Source organism: Vreelandella olivaria, assembly GCF_023507745.1.
GTDB lineage: Bacteria > Pseudomonadota > Gammaproteobacteria > Pseudomonadales > Halomonadaceae > Vreelandella > Vreelandella olivaria_A.
Window position 1 is genome coordinate 14,279 of record NZ_JALPZO010000112.1, and the last position, 21,936, is coordinate 36,214.

At 54.1% G+C, this 21,936-nt stretch carries 20 protein-coding genes; 7 read left to right on the forward strand and 13 right to left on the reverse strand.

What is annotated here, in order from left to right; translation table 11 throughout:
• Positions 1-20 precede the first annotated feature (20 nt).
• Complete coding sequence (gene nikR, locus HP566_RS09665; protein ID WP_249977054.1) at positions 21-422, forward strand: nickel-responsive transcriptional regulator NikR; 402 nt, start codon at positions 21-23, stop codon at positions 420-422.
• Positions 423-518: 96 nt separating this feature from the next.
• Here nikR and HP566_RS09670 read toward each other — a convergent pair whose 3' ends face one another.
• Positions 519-1,001 carry an FKBP-type peptidyl-prolyl cis-trans isomerase gene (locus tag HP566_RS09670; RefSeq protein WP_249977055.1) on the reverse strand — a complete coding sequence of 161 codons (483 nt, stop codon included), beginning with the start codon at positions 999-1,001 and terminating at the stop codon, positions 519-521.
• 180 nt (positions 1,002-1,181) lie between these two features.
• On the opposite strand from HP566_RS09670, the gene HP566_RS09675 reads away from it, so the two are divergent.
• Positions 1,182-1,463, forward strand: a complete 282-nt coding sequence (locus tag HP566_RS09675; protein WP_249977056.1) for a hypothetical protein — start codon at positions 1,182-1,184, stop codon at positions 1,461-1,463.
• 70 nt (positions 1,464-1,533) lie between these two features.
• Here HP566_RS09675 and HP566_RS09680 read toward each other — a convergent pair whose 3' ends face one another.
• The 9 genes from HP566_RS09680 to HP566_RS09720 form a co-directional block, all read right to left on the reverse strand.
• Positions 1,534-2,001 (reverse strand): glycine zipper 2TM domain-containing protein, encoded by a 468-nt coding sequence (locus HP566_RS09680; RefSeq protein WP_249977057.1) that lies wholly within the window; start codon positions 1,999-2,001, stop codon positions 1,534-1,536.
• Between the two features lie 267 nt (positions 2,002-2,268).
• Positions 2,269-3,867, reverse strand: a complete 1,599-nt coding sequence (locus HP566_RS09685; protein WP_249977058.1) for an isocitrate lyase — start codon at positions 3,865-3,867, stop codon at positions 2,269-2,271.
• 369 nt (positions 3,868-4,236) lie between these two features.
• Positions 4,237-4,602, reverse strand: a complete 366-nt coding sequence (locus HP566_RS09690; RefSeq protein ID WP_284041408.1) for a GNAT family N-acetyltransferase — start codon at positions 4,600-4,602, stop codon at positions 4,237-4,239.
• Between the two features lie 59 nt (positions 4,603-4,661).
• Positions 4,662-5,840 (reverse strand): cupin domain-containing protein, encoded by a 1,179-nt coding sequence (locus HP566_RS09695; RefSeq protein ID WP_249977060.1) that lies wholly within the window; start codon positions 5,838-5,840, stop codon positions 4,662-4,664.
• A 42-nt stretch (positions 5,841-5,882) separates the two neighbouring features.
• Positions 5,883-7,271, reverse strand: a complete 1,389-nt coding sequence (purB, locus tag HP566_RS09700) for an adenylosuccinate lyase (RefSeq protein WP_249977061.1) — start codon at positions 7,269-7,271, stop codon at positions 5,883-5,885.
• A 71-nt stretch (positions 7,272-7,342) separates the two neighbouring features.
• Positions 7,343-7,984: a high frequency lysogenization protein HflD gene (hflD, locus tag HP566_RS09705; RefSeq protein ID WP_249977062.1), complete on the reverse strand. Its 642-nt coding sequence runs from the start codon at positions 7,982-7,984 to the stop codon at positions 7,343-7,345.
• Positions 7,981-9,123, reverse strand: coding sequence for a tRNA 2-thiouridine(34) synthase MnmA (gene mnmA, locus HP566_RS09710; RefSeq protein ID WP_249977063.1), 1,143 nt, complete (start codon positions 9,121-9,123; stop codon positions 7,981-7,983). The genes hflD and mnmA overlap by 4 nt, the downstream gene beginning before the upstream one ends.
• Before the next feature lie 85 nt (positions 9,124-9,208).
• Entirely contained in the window at positions 9,209-9,679 is a 471-nt protein-coding gene (locus HP566_RS09715; RefSeq protein ID WP_249977064.1) for an NUDIX hydrolase, read from the reverse strand.
• Positions 9,676-10,275, reverse strand: a complete 600-nt coding sequence (locus tag HP566_RS09720; protein WP_249977065.1) for a pseudouridine synthase — start codon at positions 10,273-10,275, stop codon at positions 9,676-9,678. The genes HP566_RS09715 and HP566_RS09720 overlap by 4 nt, the downstream gene beginning before the upstream one ends.
• Before the next feature lie 253 nt (positions 10,276-10,528).
• Here HP566_RS09720 and HP566_RS09725 point away from each other — a divergent pair, with 253 nt between their 5' ends.
• The 3 genes from HP566_RS09725 to clpA all read left to right on the forward strand — a co-directional run bounded on the left by HP566_RS09725 (position 10,529) and on the right by clpA (position 15,765).
• Positions 10,529-12,763: an NADP-dependent isocitrate dehydrogenase gene (locus tag HP566_RS09725; protein ID WP_249977066.1), complete on the forward strand. Its 2,235-nt coding sequence runs from the start codon at positions 10,529-10,531 to the stop codon at positions 12,761-12,763.
• Between the two features lie 278 nt (positions 12,764-13,041).
• Positions 13,042-13,350 carry an ATP-dependent Clp protease adapter ClpS gene (gene clpS, locus HP566_RS09730; RefSeq protein ID WP_249977234.1) on the forward strand — a complete coding sequence of 103 codons (309 nt, stop codon included), beginning with the start codon at positions 13,042-13,044 and terminating at the stop codon, positions 13,348-13,350.
• Positions 13,351-13,488: 138 nt separating this feature from the next.
• Positions 13,489-15,765: an ATP-dependent Clp protease ATP-binding subunit ClpA gene (clpA, locus tag HP566_RS09735; RefSeq protein WP_249977067.1), complete on the forward strand. Its 2,277-nt coding sequence runs from the start codon at positions 13,489-13,491 to the stop codon at positions 15,763-15,765.
• Positions 15,766-15,954: 189 nt separating this feature from the next.
• On the opposite strand, the gene infA is transcribed toward clpA, so the two are convergent.
• The 3 genes from infA to aat all read right to left on the reverse strand — a co-directional run bounded on the left by infA (position 15,955) and on the right by aat (position 17,828).
• Positions 15,955-16,173: a translation initiation factor IF-1 gene (infA, locus tag HP566_RS09740; protein WP_007111068.1), complete on the reverse strand. Its 219-nt coding sequence runs from the start codon at positions 16,171-16,173 to the stop codon at positions 15,955-15,957.
• A gap of 139 nt (positions 16,174-16,312) precedes the next feature.
• On the reverse strand, positions 16,313-17,047 hold the full coding sequence (locus tag HP566_RS09745; protein WP_249977068.1) for an arginyltransferase: 735 nt from the start codon (positions 17,045-17,047) through the stop codon (positions 16,313-16,315).
• A 34-nt stretch (positions 17,048-17,081) separates the two neighbouring features.
• The gene (gene aat / locus HP566_RS09750) at positions 17,082-17,828 is read right to left on the reverse strand and encodes a leucyl/phenylalanyl-tRNA--protein transferase (RefSeq protein WP_249977069.1); all 747 of its coding nucleotides are present in this window, start codon (positions 17,826-17,828) and stop codon (positions 17,082-17,084) included.
• Positions 17,829-17,946: 118 nt separating this feature from the next.
• Here aat and HP566_RS09755 point away from each other — a divergent pair, with 118 nt between their 5' ends.
• Together HP566_RS09755 and lolA are read left to right on the forward strand one after the other, a co-directional pair.
• Positions 17,947-21,057 carry a DNA translocase FtsK gene (locus HP566_RS09755; RefSeq protein ID WP_249977070.1) on the forward strand — a complete coding sequence of 1,037 codons (3,111 nt, stop codon included), beginning with the start codon at positions 17,947-17,949 and terminating at the stop codon, positions 21,055-21,057.
• Positions 21,058-21,276: 219 nt separating this feature from the next.
• Positions 21,277-21,930 (forward strand): outer membrane lipoprotein chaperone LolA, encoded by a 654-nt coding sequence (gene lolA, locus HP566_RS09760; protein ID WP_249977071.1) that lies wholly within the window; start codon positions 21,277-21,279, stop codon positions 21,928-21,930.
• Positions 21,931-21,936 lie beyond the last annotated feature (6 nt).

A 21,936-nucleotide genomic window follows, 5' to 3' on the forward strand; every position in this document is an offset into this window, starting at 1 on the left:
GCCTGGAATAAGGAGAAGAGATGCAACGCGTAACGGTCACCCTGGATGAAGAATTACTCAGCGAAGTGGATGCGCTAATGCGTATACGTGGCTACCAAAACCGTTCGGAAGCCATCCGCGATTTAACGCGTAGCGGCTTAAAAGAGGCCAGGGAGGAGGTCGCACCTGAGGCTCCCTGCATGGGAGCGCTTGTTTACGTTTATGATCACGCAGCACGAGATCTATCCAAGCGGCTAACCCGGCACTCCCACGACCACCATGATTTGACGCTATCCACTCTGCATGTGCATATCAATCACGATAGCTGCCTGGAGGTGGCCCTGTTAAAAGGGCAGGGCAGCGTGTTGAAGCAATTTTCCGATGAGGTGACGTCTTCCCGCAGCGTACGCTATGGGCAATTGGTGTTGATTCCAGAGGAGTAATTCAACAGCGCCCACTAACGACCAATAAAAAAGGGCGACCCTTTAATCTCAGGGCCACCCTTTTAGCATACGTGTAGCAGCTTAGACGCTAGAGAATTAGTGCTCTACGCCGCCTTCTCCGTGCACGTGCCCGTGCTGGACTTCTTCCTGGCTTGCTTCACGTACTGTAGCGATCTCAACATCAAAATTGAGGTGTTGCCCCGCCAGCGGGTGGTTGCCATCAACCACCACGGTATCACCTTCAACTTTCTTCACGGTGACCATCAGCGGGCCGCCCTGAGTTTGAGCTTGAAACTGCATGCCTGGCTCGATGCTTTCAACACCTTGAAATGCATCGCGCGGTACTTCTTGCATCAGTTGCTCTTGAACTTCGCCATAACCTTCTTCAGGAGATACTTTAACGTTCAGCTTATCGCCCGCAGCGCGGCCTTCGAGTTCTTTTTCCAGGCCGGGAATGATGTTGCCAGCGCCGTGGAGGTACGTCAGCGGCTCACGGCCTTCGGAACTGTCTAGCACTTCACCTGCATCGTTGGTCAGGGTGTAGTGGAACGCGACAACCGAGTTTAGCGCAATTTGCATTGAATAACCTTTCGGTGAGTGCATGTCCCAACATGGTAACGCGTGTAGGCTGGCTTGTCAGGGGGTAAGCCGGGTTTTTCCCGCTACTCGCCTTTGGCGGTATTGCGCCGTGCTGTGTGCGGGGATACTCTAGTTCGACAACTTTTTCACCCTTGAGATAACCTTCTATCGGAGTTTTCTATGACGATCCTTTTGCTTTGGCTTATCGCTTTTGTCCTAATCGTTTATTTTGCCAATAAACGCTGGGACAGCGGCGTAAGCCAAGGGCTTGATAAAATGCTGCCCAGCGCTTTAAAAACCCACGGCGAGAACCGTTATCTTTGGATTGGCGCGTTAGCCATATTGGGCGCAACAACCCTGGTTCGCCCGGTTGAGATTTTGTTAGTGGGTATCCTGCTGGCACTGATTGGGTTAGTCGTTATGAAACTGGCGAGCTGGGCAAGCAACAACATATCCCACTAGCTGTTACTGAATAGTATAAAAAGCGCCCGGCCAGTAAACTGACCGGGCGCTTTTGCGCATAAGCGCAGGTTTAGTAAGGTGCAACGCTTAAGTTGGCACCGCTGCCGATCAGGCGAACCCGTTGGCCCGCTTGGTACTGATGGTCTGCGCGCTGTACAACCACGACATCGGTGCCGTCATCACGACGGATTTCCATTTCCAGGGCGTTAACGCGGTTAGCACGATCTTCGGCTGCAGTACCCGCCACGGAGCCACCCAGGGCACCGGCAACAGTTGCCAACTGGCGACCTGAACCGCCACCCACCTGGCTACCCAGCAGGCCACCGATCACAGCGCCACCACCCGTTCCGAGCAGGCCTCCGGCACGGCTGTCTGCCTGAATTTGTACCGGGCGCACTGCGACGACCGTTCCATACGCAACGCTTTGGCCAGTTTGCGCCTGGCTACCGCGATATACATCACCCGAATAGGTAGAGGTGTTGGCACAGCCTGCCAACGTGAGAATGCTTAACGCAGCAACAGGTAATAGGCGTTTCATTAAAACCTCCAGGGTGTATCAGCTCAAATAGCTGTCGCGAACAATATGATTATAGAACAGCGTTCGTTAAAAGATAACGGAAGCTCCTCGCTTTGACCAGCCATCAACCAAAAAGATCACAAAGTAGAGTGTAGCCACCCATTAAGAAAACAGTGTGCAAATACTTTGCAGGCGTGCTCATAGTGTATGTATAACAGAAATTGCCTTGCAAGAGGCGCAAAAAAGGGGGCTGGCGCCCCCTCGGTATACGGCATGTTCAATAAAATGCTAGCCGAACTGGTTCATGGTGTTGTCCTTACCACCGGCTTTTAGTGCTGCATCGCCGTGGAAGAACTCTTTATGGTCGTCGCCAATATTAGAGCCTGCCATATCCTGGTGTTTAACCGTTGCGATGCCCTGACGAATTTCCTGGCGTTGAACGCCGGCTACGTAAGCCAGCATGCCCTCATCTCCGAAGTAGCCCTTCGCCAGGTTGTCGGTAGAGAGTGCCGCGGTGTGGTAAGTGGGCAGGGTTATCAGGTGGTGGAAAATGCCTGCTTCGCGGGCGGCGTCGCGCTGGAAGTTACGCGTCCACTCGTCAGCCAGTTGACCAAGCTCGGTATTGTCATACTCGACACTCATTAGCTTGTCGCGTTGGTAAGCAGAAACATCCTTGCCCTCTTTTTCCCAGGCGTCGAACACCTGCTGGCGGAAATTGAGTGTCCAGTTGAACGATGGAGAGTTGTTGTAGACCAGCTTCGCGTCGGGGACAACTTCACGAATGCGGTTAACCATGCTGGCAATTTGACCAACGTGGGGTTTTTCGGTTTCGATCCAAAGCAGGTCTGCACCGTTTTGCAGGCTGGTAATACAGTCCAGAACAACGCGGTCTTCTCCGCTGCCCGCCTTGAACTGATAGAGGCCTGATGCCAGCCGTTTTGGTTTCACCAGTTTGCCATTCTGCTTGATAACCACATCGCCGTTGTTGATATCGCCAGCGCTCTCAATCACATCACCATCCAGGAAGCTGTTGTACTGGTCGCCCAGATCCCCCGGCTCATTGGTAACGGCAATTTTCTGGGTCAGGCCCGCGCCCAGGGAGTCGGTACGCGCCACAATAACGCCATCTTCAACACCCAGCTCCAGGAAGGCGTAACGCACAGCATTGATTTTTGCCAGGAAGTCTTCATGGGGAACGGTCACTTTACCGTCCTGGTGTCCGCACTGTTTCTCATCAGATACCTGGTTTTCAAGCTGAATGCAGCAGGCACCCGCCTGAATAAACTTTTTCGCCAGCAGATAAGTGGCTTCCGCATTACCAAAACCGGCATCAATATCGGCAATGATCGGTACGATATGGGTTTCATAGTTGTCAATTTGGCTGATCAGCTCTTTCTCTTTAGCACTATCGCCAGCCGTTTTGGCATCGTCCAGAGCACGGAAAAGGTGATTAAGCTCCCAGGCGTCCGCCTGTTTCAGAAAGGTGTAGAGTTCTTCAATCAGGTCGGCAACCGAGGTTTTTTCATGCATGGACTGGTCGGGCAGTGGGCCGAACTCAGAGCGTAGGGCAGCCACCATCCAGCCAGAAAGGTAGAGGTAACGGCGTTTGGTGGTGCCAAAGTGCTTTTTAATTGAGATCAGTTTTTGCTGACCGATAAAGCCGTGCCAACAGCCGAGGGACTGGGTGTATTGAGATGTGTCGGCATCGTAGGCTGCCATGTCTTCACGCATAATCCTGGCAGTATAACGGGCGATATCCAGCCCGGTGTGGAAGCGATTCTGGGCACGCATACGGGCAGCGTATTCAGGTTTGATCGCTTCCCATTTACCACCTTGAGCTTCGCGTAGTTGGGCCATGGCTTTAATATCGTCGAGAAGTCCTGACATGAGCTGATACCTCCGGGGTCGTGTTAGCCAGTCGCAAGTTCGCTTATTTTTATGCTGCACCTGCGAAGTTGTTTCCAGCATTGGTTACGTTTATTGCACTGTCTTTACGTCAATCGTCTGATAACGAAGCGTCGCTAATTACAACGTCGCAGGCGTTTTCTCTACCGAACGCGCTGTAACGCTGCAGTGCAATAACTATCAACGAGGATGAGGCATCCAACAATTGTCACTTGGGGGCAGGCGGGGTTGTAACTCGACTACAGTGGCTAAGCATAACGCCGGGTTTATGTAGTCGTTTTTCGTCAAGCAAGCGAAATGGTGACCAAAAAAAGCGCCACACAGTGGTGGCGCGATAGAGTAGTGGTATGTTTAAAGGGTTAGTGTCATTTCTCTATGAGGAATGCCCGCATCCATAAATACTTTGCCGTGGGCTTCAAACCCCAGGCGTTCATAAAAGGGCAGGGCATGCACCTGGGCACTTAACTCAGCCTTTGCATGGCCTGCCTGACGAGCGGTGTGAATCGCTGCTTCCATTAACTGATAGCCGATGCCAGTACCACGGGCGTTGGCAAGCACCGCAACGCGCCCGATATGTCCATCGGGCAGCAGGCGTGCGGTGCCTACTGGCTCACTCCCAAGCGTGGCAATCAGGTGTATGCTTTCGCTGTCATGACCATCCCACTCTTCTTCCTGTGGAACCCGCTGTTCCTCAATAAATACAATACGCCGAATCATGCTGGCGGTTTGCCCAAGGGTATCCCAATCGCCGGTACGTATTTCCACAGTAGGCACGGTTACTCCTCGTCCTCTTCACCCATAAAGCCCAGGTTGCCTGTATTGACGAGCTGAGTGATTAATGCTGTTGCACCACTAAGCTCTAATACGTCCTCGTATAACGGTGCCGGGTCGGCAAGGCGCTTGGCAAGTTCCTCTGAGCAATGATGCCCATCGCCATCTACAAACAGGGTGGTGCCACTTACACTATGGTGCCATGCAAAGCGTGAGCCTGGCATATGGAACAGGGGGGCGCCTGCGTGTAGTTGCGCAACAAGGTCCTCTTCACTCATGGGTTGCTCTAGTGGCGCAAGTTGATCGATATATTTGGGCTGGGTCATCACCCGGCCGAACCATTGGGCAATTTGGGCCGGTTGATCCAGTGTTGCCAGCATAAACTGTCGCATGCGTTCAATGGCGGCGTCATCCAGTTCGCCTATCTGGCTGGCAGGCGCCATACCAGCATCGCTGTAACGCATGGAGGCGGGCAATTGCTCGCCTAAAAAGTCAGCATAAGAGGTGATAGCCTCGTCTGCTGAGGGAGCCCGAAAACCTACCGAAATGGTCATGCAGTCGTCGGTTTGGCTAATGCCGTGATGTGCCCAGCCCGGCGGCAGATACAGCATATCTCCGGGTGCCAGTGTCCAGTCGGAATCAGGCTCAATCTCAAATGTTTCCAGGATGCGCAGGTCGATGCCCTGGATAATGGGGGCGTCGTCAGACTGTTTGCCGCCCAACTGCCAGCGGCGGTGGCCACTGGCCTGAAGCAGGAAAACATCATATTGGTCAATATGTGGCCCGACGCTACCGCCAGGAGGCGCATAGCTGACCATGATGTCATCCAGGCGCCAGCGGGGTAGAAAGTCGAACTCATCCATAAGCGCAGCGATGGAGGGCACATAGTGATCCACTGCCTGAACCAGCAGGCTCCAGTTGCCTTCAGGAAGACGCTCAAAGGTGGCATCGTCAAATGGCCCATGGGAAACCTGCCAGGGGCCATCGGGGCCTTCTTCCTCCACCAGCCTTGCTTCCACGCCCGGCTCGCAGGCAAGGCCTGCCAGCTCATCTGGGTCGATTGGGCTGATGAACTCGGGGATAGCGCCACGAATCAGCAGCGGTTTCTGTTGCCAGTAGTTGGCCAGGAAGTCTGCGGGTGTTAAATCGCCCAACAGGGTTAGTGGCTTATGGGGTTGGCTCATGGCGGTATCCTGGTAGGTGAACGCTGCGCTGTTGCAAGTGCGTTATGACAGTGAGGCAAGCCGCTGGTTAAGGGCTTCGGCCTGTGCTTTGGCATTACCAATATAGCGGGCCGGAGAGAGTGCTTTCAGCTCATTTTTTACCGCCTCGGGTAATTCAAGCGTATCAATGAAGGCGGCAAAACCAGCCTGATCGATCCGCTTGCCACGCGTTAGCTCTTTGAGCTTTTCATAGGGTTTTTCGATGCCGTAGCGACGCATGACCGTTTGAATAGGTTCAGCAAGGACTTCCCAGCTATTGTCCAGGTCTTCGTTCAGACGCTCAGGGTTGGCTTCCAGTTTGCTGATGCCTTTAAGGCTGGCGTGGTAGCCAATCAAACCATAGGCCAAACCAACACCCAGGTTACGCAGTACGGTGGAGTCAGTCAGGTCACGTTGCCAGCGGGAGATGGGGAGTTTTTGCGCCAGATGGCTGAGCACTGCATTGGCAAGCCCCAGGTTGCCTTCAGAGTTTTCAAAGTCGATGGGGTTGACTTTGTGCGGCATGGTGGAAGAGCCGATTTCTCCCTCCACGGTGCGCTGTTTGAAGTAGCCTAGCGAGATATAGCCCCATACATCACGGTCAAAGTCGATCAGAATAGTGTTAAAGCGGCATACGGCATCAAATAGCTCGGCGATGTAGTCATGCGGTTCAATCTGAGTGGTGTAAGGGTTAAAGCTTAAGCCCAGACCTTCCACAAAAGTGCGCGCATTGGCTTCCCAGTCGATGTCCGGGTAGGTCGCCAAATGGGCGTTATAGTTGCCAACGGCGCCATTGATTTTGCCCAGTATCTCAACGCCTTCAATTTGTTTGAGCTGGCGTTTTAGGCGGTAGGCTACATTGGCCATCTCTTTGCCCAAGGTGGTTGGGCTGGCCGTTTGACCATGGGTGCGGGAGAGCATCGGCTGGCCCGCATGGGCAATGGCCAGTTTGGCAATTTCATCGGCCACTTCGTGCATGGTTGGCAGCATCGCTTTCAAACCATCAGCCAGCATCACGCCATAAGAGAGGTTATTGATATCCTCGCTGGTGCAGGCAAAGTGAATAAACTCAGTGACGGCGTTGAGTTCGGACTGACCGGCAATCTTCTCCTTCAAAAAATACTCAACGGCTTTGACATCGTGATTGGTGGTGCGCTCAATTTCCTTGATGCGTTCGGCATCCTCCACTGAGAAGTCGCGAATAAGCTGCTCAAGAAACGCGGTCGCCTGGGCAGAGAGCGGCGGCACTTCGACAATTTGGCTGTGTTCCGCAAGGCGCTGCAGCCAGCGCACTTCCACAATCACGCGCGCACGGATCAGACCGAATTCGCTGAAGTGTTCACGTAGCGCAGCGGCTTTAGCGCCGTAGCGGCCGTCAACGGGGGAGAGGGCGGTCAGAGCAGAGAGTTGCATGGCTTGGCTTCCAGATGGTCAAAGGTCAGTGTGTCGAAAGGGCGTGTCGCTAAAATACGTGTTTTAAAAAGTCAGCCGAGGCTGTCCAGGGCGCGGCGCAGGGCTTTACGCTGGAACACCAGTTTCCAGCGGCGGCCTCCCTGCTGGTGCCATAGCAGGGCAAAGCGAATGCCTGCCATCAAACAGGCGCGTACCCGTTCGGGCATCATGCGGGTCTGGAGTAACGAAGGATCACCTTGAACCACAATACGGGTTTTAAAGGTGGAAAGCGTTTCCTGGTAGGCTTCGCCGAGGCTGGCAACCACATTTTCATGGGTAGCCCCGAAGTGCTCCGCCTGCCCTTGGATATGGCTCAGTTTTTGGCCCAGTATATCCATCATAGTGCGGTCGGAGCGCAGCTTGTTCATCAGTAGAAGCAGTGAAAAGCCATAGCGTAGCACCACGGGGTTGGCCTGCTTACGGCCAACCAGGGCTTCGAGGGTTTCAAGGCCCCGGCGTAGATTGTTGGGGTGGCCCCCATAGATGGCTTCAAAGCTTTCAGGGTTGGTGTCTACGGTGGCATTTATCAGCGTTTCCCAGGCGCGGGTGTCGACCTGGCCCGTTTTGGCCAGCTCATCTACCAGGCTGGCCGCTTGAAAAACCCCTGCCAGGGCAAGTGCCTGACGCGCTGCGGGCGAGTCAGGTGCACGGTGTATGGGGGTGGTAGAGCTCATGCGGCAGCCTCCGAGGCTTTCCAGGTGGTGCGGATAACGCCGCCGCCTAAACAGATATCACCATCATACAGCACCAGTGATTGGCCGGGTGTGACTGCCCACTGAGGGTCATCGAAGTGGACCTCTACGCTGCCATCCGGTAATGCTCGGATTTCACAAGCACAATCGCTTTGACGATAGCGGGTTTTGGCGGTAAAACGGCCTTGCTGGACAGGCGGCTTTCCGGCCACCCAGTCCATCGTTTCAGTGGCCAGTGAGTCGGTATAGAGCAACGCATGGTGTTTACCCTGAACCGCAATCAGTACATTGCGCTCCAGATCTTTTGCTGCCACGTACCAGGGGTCTTCCGGATAGTTGGCCAGACCACCGATGCCCAGCCCCTGCCGCTGGCCAAGGGTGTAGTACATCAGCCCCATGTGTTTGCCGATAACATCCCCTTCCGGTGTTTCGATAGTGCCGGGCTGAGCAGGCAGGTACTGCTGGAGGAAGTCGCGGAAGCGACGCTCACCAATAAAACAGATACCGGTGGAATCCTTCTTTTTGGCCGTTACCAGACCGTGCTGCTCGGCTAGAGCCCGCACCTCCGGTTTTTCCAGTTCACCGACAGGAAACAGTGTCCGGGCGATGGCTGCCTCAGGAACCGCGTGCAGAAAATAGCTTTGATCTTTATTGTTATCCAGGCCCTTTAACAGGCGTGGGCGGCCGCCGCGAAGCCCTTGGCGCACATAGTGCCCCGTGGCGATTTTTTCCGCCCCCAGCATCTCGGCGTACTCCAGAAAGACTTTAAATTTGATCTCCCGGTTACATAGGATGTCTGGATTGGGTGTTCGGCCCGCCTTGTATTCTGCAAGGAAGTGCTCGAACACGTTGTCCCAATACTCGGCGGCGAAATTGGCTGTATGCAACTTAATGCCCAGCCTGGCGCACACCGCTTCAGCGTCAGCGAGGTCTTCTTTCGCTGTGCAGTACTCTGTGCCGTCGTCCTCATCCCAGTTTTTCATAAACAGGCCCTCAACCTCATACCCCTGTTGGAGTAGCAGGAGAGCGGATACGGAAGAGTCGACACCACCCGACATGCCGACAATCACTTTGCCGGTGTTGGGTGTCGTGGTGGTGGTTGTGCCATCGGTGGATGTCATTGGCATCCTCAGTTGAACTAGTGTGCGAGAGAGTGTGCAATTGGTCGGGGATTATACACGATGGGGGCTTAACGCTTCGAGTGCTTCACTCCTGGATAACCAACAACGGAAAGTGGCGGCCATTAATGGCATCTTCAATGCGTTTTAATACCAGCGGGCTGCGCAGTCGCTGAACGGCATCCAAGGCTTTAATCTCGTCCAGTGTCAGCCAGTGAATGGCGGTTATATCGCTGTCAATAGGTGTGGTTAGGCGGGTTTCAGGCGTCGCGATAAAACCATGGCTATGAAACGTGAGGCCATTGGCAGTATGAAATACGTAAAGCCCCAGATAGCCCGTCAGGGTGACCTGCCAGGCTGTCTCTTCCTGTACTTCCCGCAGTATGGCGGTAATCGGGCCTTCCCCCGGCTCCACATGCCCAGCGGGTTGATTAAAAACAGTGGCTGCCACGCCCTGCATCTCCTCCACCATAAGAAAACGCCCGTTGCGCTGAATAACACAGGCAGCCGTCGTTCTAATGGCGGAGTGCTGAATGGATGAGTCGCGAACCGGGATCATGAACGTCTACGCCTGGGGGTTGTGGTACGGTTGATGTTCCTGGCTGGGCGTGGGGCGTGCAGAGTTTCTTTGCGCCACTCGCCAGGCTGCAGGTCGCCTAGTTGCCAAGGCCCTATCGCTGCCCGTACCAGCCGTAACGTAGGGAACCCCACATGGGCCGTCATACGCCGCACCTGTCGGTTGCGGCCTTCCGTGATCGTCAGTTCCAGCCAACTGGTGGACGGATGACGCTTGGGGTCAATTGCTGGCTCACGGGGGTTAATGGCGGGTGGTGCGATGCGACGTGCTTTGGCAGGTTGGGTTGGGCCATCTTTTAACACAAGACCATTACGCAGGGCGTTGATGGCTTCGTCGCTAATTTGCCCTTCAAGCTGTACCCAGTAGGTTTTGGGCTGCTTGTGGCGAGGGTGGGCAATGCGGTGAATCAAACTGCCATCGTCGCTTAGCAGCAGTAAACCTTCCGAATCGTAATCAAGCCGTCCCGCCGCATAGACGCCAGGGGCGTCAATCACATCGGCCAGAGTGGCACGGCCTTGGCGATCGGTAAATTGGGAGAGCATACGGTAGGGTTTATGCAGTAAATATAACGTGCTCATGATTCCTCTTCGCTGGCACTCTTAATTTGTCGACAATCGCCCATGCGATTACAGTTCAGCGCTGGTATACTTCCGCACTACCGCTTGAACCGTGTTGGAGTCGTCGTAACCACCATCGCAGTAAACCACCGAGTGATACCTGGGGCAGTTAACAGATTGCTCCGCCTGCTTCGCGGCATGGTCTCTCGATGAATGAGCCGCGTAGCTTGATTTTTTTATAATCACAGCGACAGAAAAAGAGGTTAACGCAAAAATGTCCAAAACGCCGAAGATCATTTATACGCTCACCGACGAGGCCCCAGCACTCGCGACATACTCTTTATTGCCGATTATTGACGCCTTCACCGATTCAGCTGGTGTTGAAGTTGAAACGCGGGATATCTCTTTGGCGGCGCGGGTGTTGGCGCAATTTCCTGACGTGCTTAGTGATGAGCAGCGCGTTAGTGACGATCTTACTGAACTTGGCCAACTGGCGACCACGCCGGAAGCCAATATTATCAAACTGCCGAACATCAGTGCTTCAGGCCCACAGCTGAAAGCGACGATCAAAGAACTACAAAGCCAGGGCTATCCGTTGCCTGACTACCCGGATGAGCCTAAAAACGACGCAGAGGCTTCTGTTAAAGCGCGTTACGACAAGGCCAAGGGAAGTGCGGTAAACCCGGTTCTGCGTGAAGGTAACTCGGACCGCCGGGCGCCGAAGTCAGTAAAAAACTACGCTCGCAAATATCCGCATCGCATGGGTGAGTGGAGTGCTGACTCCAAGTCACATGTGGCGCACATGAGCGAAGGCGACTTCTATGGCAGCGAGCAGTCTGCCGTGATGGAGACGGCAGGCAAACTCAAGATTGAGCTGCAACAAAAAGATGGCACCAACGTTGTACTAAAAGAAGCCCTTGCCGTTAAAGAAGGCGAGGTAATTGACGCAGCCAGTATGAGCAGCCGTCGCCTGCGCAGCTTTATCGATAGCCAGATCAGTGATGCCAAAGCCCAAGGCGTGCTGTTTTCCCTGCACTTGAAAGCCACCATGATGAAGGTTTCTGACCCTATTATGTTTGGCATCGTTGTGGAAGAGTTCTACAAAGATGTGCTTGAAAAGCACGCCGATGCGCTAAAAACAGCGGGTTTCAATTCCAATAGCGGTATTGGTGATCTGTACAGCGCTATTGAAACACTACCCGGCGACCAGCAGGAAGCGATCAAGAGTGATATCGACGCGCTCTACCAGGAGCGTCCGGCAATGGCAATGGTGAACTCCCATAAAGGGATTACCAACCTGCATGTGCCGAGCGATGTGATCATTGATGCCTCCATGCCAGCGATGATTCGCGATTCAGGCAAAATGTGGAACGTGAATGACGAGCTTCAAGACACCAAAGCCGTCATTCCGGATCGCTGCTACGCCACCATTTATCAGGCAGTCATTGAAGACTGTAAGCAAAATGGCGCTTTTGATCCGACCACAATGGGTAGTGTGCCCAACGTTGGCTTGATGGCGCAGAAGGCGGAGGAGTATGGCTCCCATGATAAGACCTTCCATATTCCTGCTGACGGTACTGTCGTCGTCACCAACGACGCTGGTCAAACGTTATTCAGCCATGACGTGGAAGCTGGCGATATCTGGCGTATGTGTCAAACCAAAGATGCGCCGATTCAGGACTGGGTAAAACTAGCGGTTACCCGTGCCCGTGATAGTGGTACGCCCGCAATCTTCTGGCTGGATGCTAACCGCGCACACGATGCTCAACTGATCAAGAAGGTGGAAAACTACCTGAAGGATTATGACACCAGTGGCCTGGATATCCGCATTCTGGCGCCTGTTGATGCCATGCAGGTCTCCCTGGTGCGTATCCGTAAAGGCGAAGACACCATTTCTGTGACGGGTAACGTGCTGCGTGACTATCTCACCGACCTGTTCCCGATTATGGAGCTGGGTACCAGTGCCAAAATGCTCTCCATAGTACCGTTAATGAGCGGTGGTGGTCTGTTTGAAACAGGAGCTGGTGGCTCTGCGCCAAAGCACGTTCAGCAGTTCCTTGAAGAGAATCACCTGCGTTGGGATTCGCTAGGTGAATTCCTGGCCCTGGCAGCATCGCTTGAGCACTTGGGCAGCACCTTCGGTAACCAGCGTGCCACCTTGCTGGCAAAAGCACTCGACGAGGCGAACGGCAAGTTCCTCGACAGCAACAAGTCGCCATCGCGCAAAGTAGGTGAGCTGGACAACCGTGGCAGCCACTTCTATCTGGCGCTATACTGGGCAGAAGCTCTGGCGGCTCAGGATCAGGACGCAGAACTGAAGTCTCTCTTTACCCGTCTGGCAGAAACATTAACAGCCAACGAAGCAACTATCGTTGATGAGCTGAATAGTGTTCAGGGCCAAGCGGTGGACATTCAAGGCTATTTCCATCCGAACGGTGAACTGGCCAGTCAGGCGATGCGCCCGAGCAAAACATTTAATGAAGCGCTTGCCATGGTTGCTAAAGGCTAACGCTTTCCCCGGCAGCGGTGCATGCTGCTGGGTTTGGCGTATTCGAAATACTGCATCACCCCTCGTCCGCTCTAGGCGGGCGGGGGTTTTTTGTCTCGCCCAGTATGATAATTTATTTTTTCCATGAACCCTTGCTGGTGATGCGCGTCTTAGTGAAGTAAGCCATACGTATAGGATGTTGCCCGTCAGCTGAGAGACGATAACCCTTGCTGCTTATGCCCAATACTGACAGCCCATATCTGGCGGTTACCCTGCAAGCAGGAATGACACGCCCTGATATGCCTGAACATGATGACGATCTGGCGGTGCAGCCAGCAGAACCCGAGCTGGCCCAGCCCCCGCTATACAAAGTGGTGCTGCACAACGACGACTACACACCTATGGAGTTTGTCGTCGAAGTTTTACAAGGCTTTTTTAATATGGACAGTGAAAAAGCCGTACAGGTAATGCTTGCAGTGCACACCCAGGGTAAAGCAACCTGCGGTATCTTTACCCGTGATATTGCGGAAACCAAAAGCTATCAAGTAAACGAGTACGCCCGTGAGTGCGAGCACCCATTGATGAGTGATATTGAAGCCGCTGACTGAAAGCGTTGAAAAAAAGTAGCGGAGGGGCTTGCAACCGTGCCATTTGTACCCGATGTTGGAAGTGCCGGTCGATTAAACTGATCCGACGCAAGCCCTAGGTGGCTATATGCCCTAGGTAGCAGCGAAAAGGGGACTGCCATGCTGAGCAAAGAACTTGAACTGACCCTGAACACGGCCTTCACTGTGGCTCGCTCCAAGCGCCACGAATTTATGACCGTTGAGCACCTGCTGTTGGCGTTGCTTGACAATGCCTCTGCGGTAGACGTGTTAAAGGCGTGTGGGGCAAACCTCGACAAGCTGCGGTCCGATCTGCAGGATTTTATTAACTCGACCACGCCACTGATCCCAGAAGGTCAAGGGGATCGTGAAACTCAGCCCACGCTAGGTTTTCAGCGTGTGCTGCAGCGTGCGGTGTTTCATGTACAGTCATCCGGTAAAAGTGAAGTGACTGGCGCTAATGTGCTGGTGGCGATCTTTTCCGAGCAGGAAAGTCAGGCGGTATACTTCCTGAAACAACAGAGCGTGGCGCGTGTAGATGCGGTTAACTACATTGCCCACGGTATTTCGAAAGTATCAGGTCATGGCCCCTCGCCGTCTCCTTCCTCTCCAGAGAGCGAAGATGCTGAAGAGGGCAGTGCTGAAGGGGCTGCACACCCGTTAACGGGGTATGCGACGAACCTGAATGAACAGGCGCGACAAGGCAAAATTGACCCGCTGATTGGTCGTGATCACGAGCTGGAGCGTGTGGTACAGATTCTTGCCCGTCGTCGTAAAAATAACCCGCTGCTGGTGGGTGAGGCTGGTGTAGGTAAAACGGCTATCGCTGAAGGCTTGGCCAAGCGCATCGTAGAAGAGGATGTGCCTGAAGTCATCGCTGACGCCGTGGTTTACTCGCTGGATATGGGCGCGCTTTTGGCGGGTACAAAATACCGCGGTGATTTCGAAAAACGCCTTAAAAGCCTGTTGAGTGAGCTGCGCAAGCAGCCCAATGCGGTACTGTTTATTGATGAAATTCATACCGTGATTGGTGCCGGTGCGGCATCTGGTGGCGTTATGGACGCATCCAATCTGCTTAAGCCGCTGCTCTCGTCTGGTGAGCTGCGCTGCATTGGCTCAACAACGTTCCAGGAATTCCGCGGTATCTTCGAGAAAGACCGGGCTCTCGCTCGTCGCTTCCAGAAAGTGGACGTGCTGGCACCGTCGGTTGAAGACACCATTAAGATTCTCAAGGGGCTGCGTTCGCGGTTTGAGGAGCACCATGAGCTTAAATACACCGACGGCGCATTGGAAAGTGCGGCACGTTTGGCTGATCGTTACATTAATGACCGACACATGCCTGACAAGGCCATTGATGTCATTGATGAGGCGGGTGCACACCAGCGTATGTTGCCACCTGAAGTACGTGCAAACACTATCGATGTAGAGCAGGTTGAGGCTGTGGTGGCATCCATTGCGCGCATTCCACCGAAGAGCGTCTCCAGCTCTGACCGTAAGCTGCTTGCAAAGCTTGACCGTGATCTGAAGATGTTGGTGTTTGGCCAGGATGAGGCCATCGACACACTGTCTGCCGCCATCAAGTTATCCCGTGCAGGGCTGAAGTCACCGGATAAACCGGTGGGTAGCTTCCTGTTCGCTGGCCCGACAGGGGTGGGTAAAACCGAGGTGGCCAAACAGCTGGCGCATATCATGGGCATTGAGCTGGTGCGTTTTGATATGTCCGAATATATGGAGCGCCATACGGTATCCCGGTTGATTGGTGCACCTCCCGGCTATGTAGGTTACGACCAGGGTGGCCTGTTAACCGAGGCAGTAACCAAACAGCCGCACTGTGTACTGCTGTTGGATGAGATTGAGAAGGCGCATCCTGAAGTCTTTAACCTGTTATTGCAGGTTATGGATCATGGCCGGCTGACGGATAACAATGGTCGTGAGGCGGATTTCCGCCACGTTATCCTGATCATGACATCTAATGCAGGCGCTGAGCAGGCGTCTCGCCGCTCAATTGGTTTCCAGCATCAGGATCACTCGACTGATGCAATGGAAGTTATTCGCCGTACATTCTCACCAGAGTTCCGCAACCGCCTGGATGGCATTATCCAATTCCATGCGCTGCCAACATCTGTGGTGCGTAACGTGGTCGATAAGTTCCTGATTGAGCTACAGGCCCAGCTAGACGAGAAACGAGTGCAGCTGGATGTGGACGATCTCGCTCGTGATTGGCTGGCAGAGAAGGGCTATGACCCGGATATGGGTGCTCGCCCAATGGCTCGCCTGATCCAAGAGAAGCTGAAAAAGCCGTTGGCTGAGATGATTCTCTTTGGTGAGCTGTCTGAACATGGTGGTATTGTGCATGTCAGCCTTGAAGAAGGAGAGCTACACCTGTCCACCGAGTCTGAAATGGCGGATGCGCCCTGAAAAGGGCGCTAAGATAGCCTATGGAGGTTACGCTTGGCAGCATGTTATAAGGCGTAAGGGCAAAAGCAACCCTTCAACGCACAGCGCCCTGTCATCGACGGGGCGTTGTCGTTTCCAGGGAGCGGCGCCGTATTTATTTCAGAAGTGCATGCGCTAGCAGAGAACTGGCTCAACAGGCGTCATTAAGGCTTAGCGCGAACGGTAGACAATACGGCCTTTGGAAAGATCGTAAGGTGTCAGTTCTACTTTCACCTTATCGCCGGTCAGGATGCGGATATAGTTTTTACGCATCTTGCCGGAGATGTGAGCGGTAACGACGTGGCCGTTCTCAAGCTCAACACGGAACATGGTGTTGGGAAGGGTATCAACAATAACGCCTTCCATTTCAATATGATCTTCGCGTGCCATATAGGCAGATCCTCACTTGTTTAACGTAGTGGATAGTCGAGCAGTGTCGCTTCAAGCGGCGTGATTATATCGCAGGCGCCAAAGAAACAGCGCTATATTGTGCCGTAAGCCCGCCGTCAAGGCAAAAAAGCTGGGTGGTTTAGCGAATTAAAGGCCGCCAGTGCCGTCCATCAAGAACCTCAACCGGTGTGAAAGCCTGCTTGTAACGCATTTTACGGCACTCCTCAATCCAATACCCAAGGTATAGGTGAGGCAGTGTCTTATGACGGCAGAACTCAATCAGTTTAAGAATGGCAAAGGTGCCCAGCGAGCGTTTATCCAGCGCTTCACTAACGCCGAAAAAGGTATAGATGGCTGAAAGCCCGTGCTCTAACTGATCAAAGGCGGCAACAGCGACCAGCTCTTCACCGAGATACAGTTCCATCAAATGCGCATACGGCTCCTCCAAGGTAAGAAATGTGCGGTACTGGTCTCTGCTGGGAGGATACATATCACCATCTGCATGGCGTAAACGAATATAGTCAGCGTAAAGAGCGTAGTGCTTAGATGAAAAACGTGCGGGTATTACCCGCGTAGTGATGTCACTATTGCGGCGTAAGATTTTTCTCTGTGTGCGGTTGGCCATAAAATGGCTGACCGGAATGCGCACAGAGCGGCAAGCGTTACAGCCTTCACAGTGCGGGCGATACAGGTGGCGCCCACTACGTCGAAACCCCAGCAAGGAAAGCGAGTCATACACACCTGGAACTGGCGACTCCTGAGGATCCAGAAAGAGTGTTGTAGCCTCTCGGTCTGGCAGGTAACTGCAAGCGTGGGGCACGGTCAGGAAGAAGCGCAAATCCCGCACGGGGCGGCGAGGAGCGTTACTACTCACGGCTTGCCTCCTAGGTTAATCTGGCATTCAGTTATTATGTCTCATCAGCCGAGGCAATGGCACTAAGCCACGGCGATATGGGTACAGTAGGTGCCCCATGGGTTGGAGATGTTAAGCTAAAAGCCTTTTCAGGCAACCACTGTTCAAGATAGTTGATGAACGTCTCACGGGCGACCGTTGTTGCGCCAAGGCTGGCTAAATGCGGTGTGTGCATTTGGCAATCAATGAGTTTGCCATCATGACACTGCATCGCGCGGGCGAGGTGGGCCAGCGCTATTTTTGAGGCGTCCGGTACGCTTGAGAACATGGACTCGCCAAAAAATACGGGGCCCATGGCCACACCGTACAGGCCGCCCACTAAATGACCTGATTGATACACTTCGATGCTATGGGCAATGCCCAACTCGTGTAAATGTTGATAGGCGCGGCGCATATCAGCGTTTATCCAGGTGTCGTGTTCACCGTGACGGGGGGCAGCACAGGATTCAACAACGCGTTGAAAGTGTTGATCCAGGCTGACAACAAAGCCACCATTACGCAAACGTTTGGCAAGACTGCGCCGCAGTTTAAATTGTGCTGGCTCCAGAACCATACGTGGGTCTGGGCTCCACCAAAGGACCGGATCGCCGTCGCTGTACCAGGGGAAAATTCCCCGCCGGTATGCCTCAACCAGCCAATGGGGGGAAAGCTCTCCTCCAGCTGCCAGTAGGCCATTGGGCGTCTCCAGAGCCAGCGCTGTGGATGGAAATGTTGGATATGGCGATGAAAGCCAGGGTAGCATCTTTTGCTCCTGTTACTGACCGCTTTAATGGAAGCTCTGTGACGGCGGAAGGATGCTCGGTATGATGCAAACTCGCAAGTGGATTAAAGACGCCATCGAGGTGTAAAGGGAGAATCGCTTGAAAGTAAATAAGGCGGTAGACAAGCGAAGGCAGCGTAATTCGCGTCAACCATCAACATCAGCCTCGTCGGCCAGGGTTAAAGCCGCAAAGGATAAAGCCCGCCGGTTTGGTCTGCGCTTGCAAGGCTCGGTACGCGAAGGCGTGGTCGTGGTGTTGCTTGCGCTATGTGTATTCTTGCTGTTGGCTCTGTTTAGTTATCACCCCGCTGATCCTGGTTGGTCTTATCAGGGGCCGGAAACGGATGTTCGAAACTGGATGGGGCCTGTTGGCGCCTGGCTGGCTGATGTGCTGTATTCGCTACTCGGCGCCAGTGCATTGTGGTGGCCAGGTATGTTTGGTTACGGGGCGTGGTGGCTAATGCGCTCTCGTCAGGTGCGTTTTGAGCTGGACCCGGTTGCTATTGCTGTACATGCTGGTGGATTGGTATTGCTAATGTTTGGCACCACCATGTTGGGCGCGCTGCATTTTTACCACCCCAATAGCATGCTGCCTTATGCTTCCGGTGGTATTTTGGGAGAAGGGCTGGTTGGAACACTAAAGCCACTGGTCAGCAGTGGTGGCGTTGGTTTAATTGCTGCCGCGCTTATTTTGATTGGTTTTCCGCTGTTTAGTGGAATGTCGTGGTTGCAAGTGGCGGATGAGATAGGCCGGCGGCTGTGTAAAGTGGGTGGCTGGTTCAGCGCCCGCCGAGCAAAAGGGCGCGAAAAGCGTGCCGAGCGTACGGCAATACGTGCTGCTGCCAAGGCGGCTTCTCAAAAAGTAAAAGAGAGATCCCTGGCCGAGGCCAAACCCGCTGACATCAGTGCCGCTGCCCCCCCGTTATCCACCCAGAAGCGTAATGCGGACAGTGTCAAAAGTGGCGTCACTGATGAGCATGCCTGGAAGCGTGGTCGTGAACGCCACGAGCCGAGCTTCTCGTCATCGTTAATCGGTGATGATGAAGCGTCAGCAGCTACAGATACGTCCATCCCCTGGGAGGTTGCTAGCGCACCCAGCGCTTTCAAGGCGGAGAGCATGGAAAGCACGCCCAAAGCGCCCCGTGAAGATGCATTTTCAGCACGCATACCAGCCGATGAAGAGCCTGTCGCTCCCTCGGTACCACTTTCCGCCAAAGAGCCTGCGCCACCTGCGGATGAGGTGGCGTTCAGCGCAGCGACCGCCTCTCAAGCAGCGGACGATAGCACCCATGATGTGCCTGTGGAGCCGCAAGGCGTTAAAAGCGACGAGGCCCCGGTTACTGATGAGGCTCCAGCCATTTCGCTGCGTGCCACACGCAAGAACGCTGCTCCCACGATACCACTGCTCACCGGGACCGACCCCGAAGACGCGGCTACTGATGATTCGTCGACTGATGAAGTGCCCACTCACCCGGCGCCCATTGCCGCTGAGCCACGCCGGGAACGGGTACCTGAGGTGGTGCCAGAGCCGGTTTGGAATGACGACGAGGATGATATGGTGTTGCCATCTTCGGTTACCCCGGCGCGTCATGAGCCAACGTTCTTTGCTGAACCAGCAGAGGAGGAGGCCGATAATGGCCCGACACTCTGGACGGTGGAACATTTGCAAAGCCAGCGCCCGGCATTTGAGACCGTTGATGAGCCGGAAGGGGATGTTCCCAGCTTGCAGTTGCTAACACCACCAGAGCCGCACCAGCCAAACTATACCGATGAACAGCTGGCGGACATGGCGGAACTGCTGGAGGTCCGGTTGCGGGAGTATGGGGTTAAAGCGGAAGTCGTGGATACCTGGCCTGGGCCGGTCATTACCCGCTTTGAAATTAAGCCAGCGGCGGGCGTGAAGGTGTCGAAGATCAGTAATCTGGCGAAGGATCTGGCCCGTTCACTGATGGTGAAAAGTGTGCGGGTGGTCGAGGTGATTCCTGGCCGCCCCACGGTGGGTATCGAGATTCCTAACCCCCATCGGGCGATGATTCGTCTGCGGGAAGTCATCGACTCCGAGCGTTATCAGCAGGAGAGTTCGCCACTGACCATGGCACTGGGCCAGGATATTGGTGGTGGCCCTGTCGTCGCCAACCTCGGCAAAATGCCCCACCTTCTGGTGGCAGGCACCACCGGTTCCGGTAAGTCGGTGGGGGTCAACGCCATGCTGATTTCCATGCTGCTGAAAGCCAAGCCTGATGAGCTCAAACTCATCATGGTGGATCCGAAGATGCTGGAGTTGTCGGTGTATGACGGTATCCCGCACTTATTGGCGCCCGTCGTCACGGATATGAAAGAGGCGGCTAACAGTCTGCGTTGGTGTGTGGCGGAAATGGAGCGTCGTTATAAGCTGATGGCGGCCATGGGCGTTCGTAATATCGCCGGTTTTAATGCTCGCCTGGATGAAGCTGAATGCGCCGGGGCTCAGGTGGCTGACCCGCTTTGGGAGCCTCAGCCATGGGAAATGCATCAAACACCCCCTGTGTTGGAAAAACTGCCCTACATCGTGGTTGTGATTGATGAGTTTGCCGATATGTTTATGATTGTTGGCAAAAAAGTCGAGGAACTTATTGCCCGGCTGGCCCAGAAAGCGCGTGCGGCGGGGATTCACCTCATTCTGGCGACTCAGCGTCCTTCTGTTGACGTGGTAACCGGTTTGATTAAGGCCAACATTCCCTCGCGGATGGCATTCCAGGTATCGTCACGGATTGATTCGCGCACTATTCTGGATCAGGGCGGTGCCGAAAGCCTGCTGGGGCATGGTGATATGCTTTATTTGCCTGCTGGCTCCGGGCCGCCCAATCGCGTCCATGGTGCCTTTGTGGATGACGATGAAGTGCACCGTATAGTGGATGACTGGAAGCGCCGTGGAGAACCTGAGTATATTGATGAAATTCTCTCCGGTGGTGTCTCCGCAGATGCCTTGACTGGTCTGGAAGCTGAAGGTGTGGATGGAGATGATGCTGAGCAGGATGCACTCTATGATGAGGCTGTTCAGTTTGTCACTGAAACGCGCAAAGCGTCGATTTCTGCGGTACAGCGCCGCTTCAAGATCGGCTATAACCGAGCGGCTCGCCTTGTCGAGGCCATGGAGGGGGCCGGTGTGGTTTCCTCTATGGGCTCTAACGGTGCTCGCGAAGTACTAGCGCCACCCCCGGTGGGGCATTAGGGCTCTGGTCGCCTGGCTCTGGAATCTTTAAATCATGCAATAAGCGTGAAAGTCGCGCCGCAGGTGAAACCCTGCGGTGCTTTTCGCGTCTGAGAAGCACATGGAACGTCTTAACGCTTTTCGGCTGAGGAATGATCAATAATGCGTCAGTATGGATCATCAAAAGCAATCAGCTTAAGCACGACCGCTTTTGGCAATAGTTGCCTAGGGAGTACTGTAATGCGCGATACCAACACACGACGACCTTCATCTTTGGCATTGGCTGCCAGTGCATTTGGTTTGACCTTTGCTGCCCCCGCCGTGTGGGCGAATGAGGCTGCCGAGCGTTTAACTGAGCGGCTTGATCCATTAGAAAGTTATCAAGCGACCTTTGAACAGCAAATATTGGGTAGCAGTGGTGAGCGTTTGCAAAGCGCGCGAGGCGAAATGTGGCTCTCGCGCCCTGGCATGTTGCGCTGGGAAGTGGAAGCTCCCTATTCACAAATCGTCGTCTCAGATGGTGCTGATGTTTACTTATATGACCCTGACCTGGAACAGGTGACGGTTCAGACGATGGATGATCGTGTGACTCACACTCCAGCATTGCTGCTCTCGGGCAGCGCTTCTGATGTGACTGCCAGTTACGATGTCTTTTACGAGCAAGAGAACGGAGATGATGTTTTTACGTTAATACCTTCTTCGGCAGATACCCTGTTTGAAGAGTTGAGCATGGTGTTTGATGGCCAAACGCTCTCTGAACTATGGATGATGGATAGTACCGGGCAGCGCACTGCGATCACATTCAGCAACATAACGCATAATGGCAATATCGACCGCAGCCTGTTTAACTTTGACATTCCCGAAGGCACTGACGTGATTCGTGAAGGGTTCTAGCCCTGC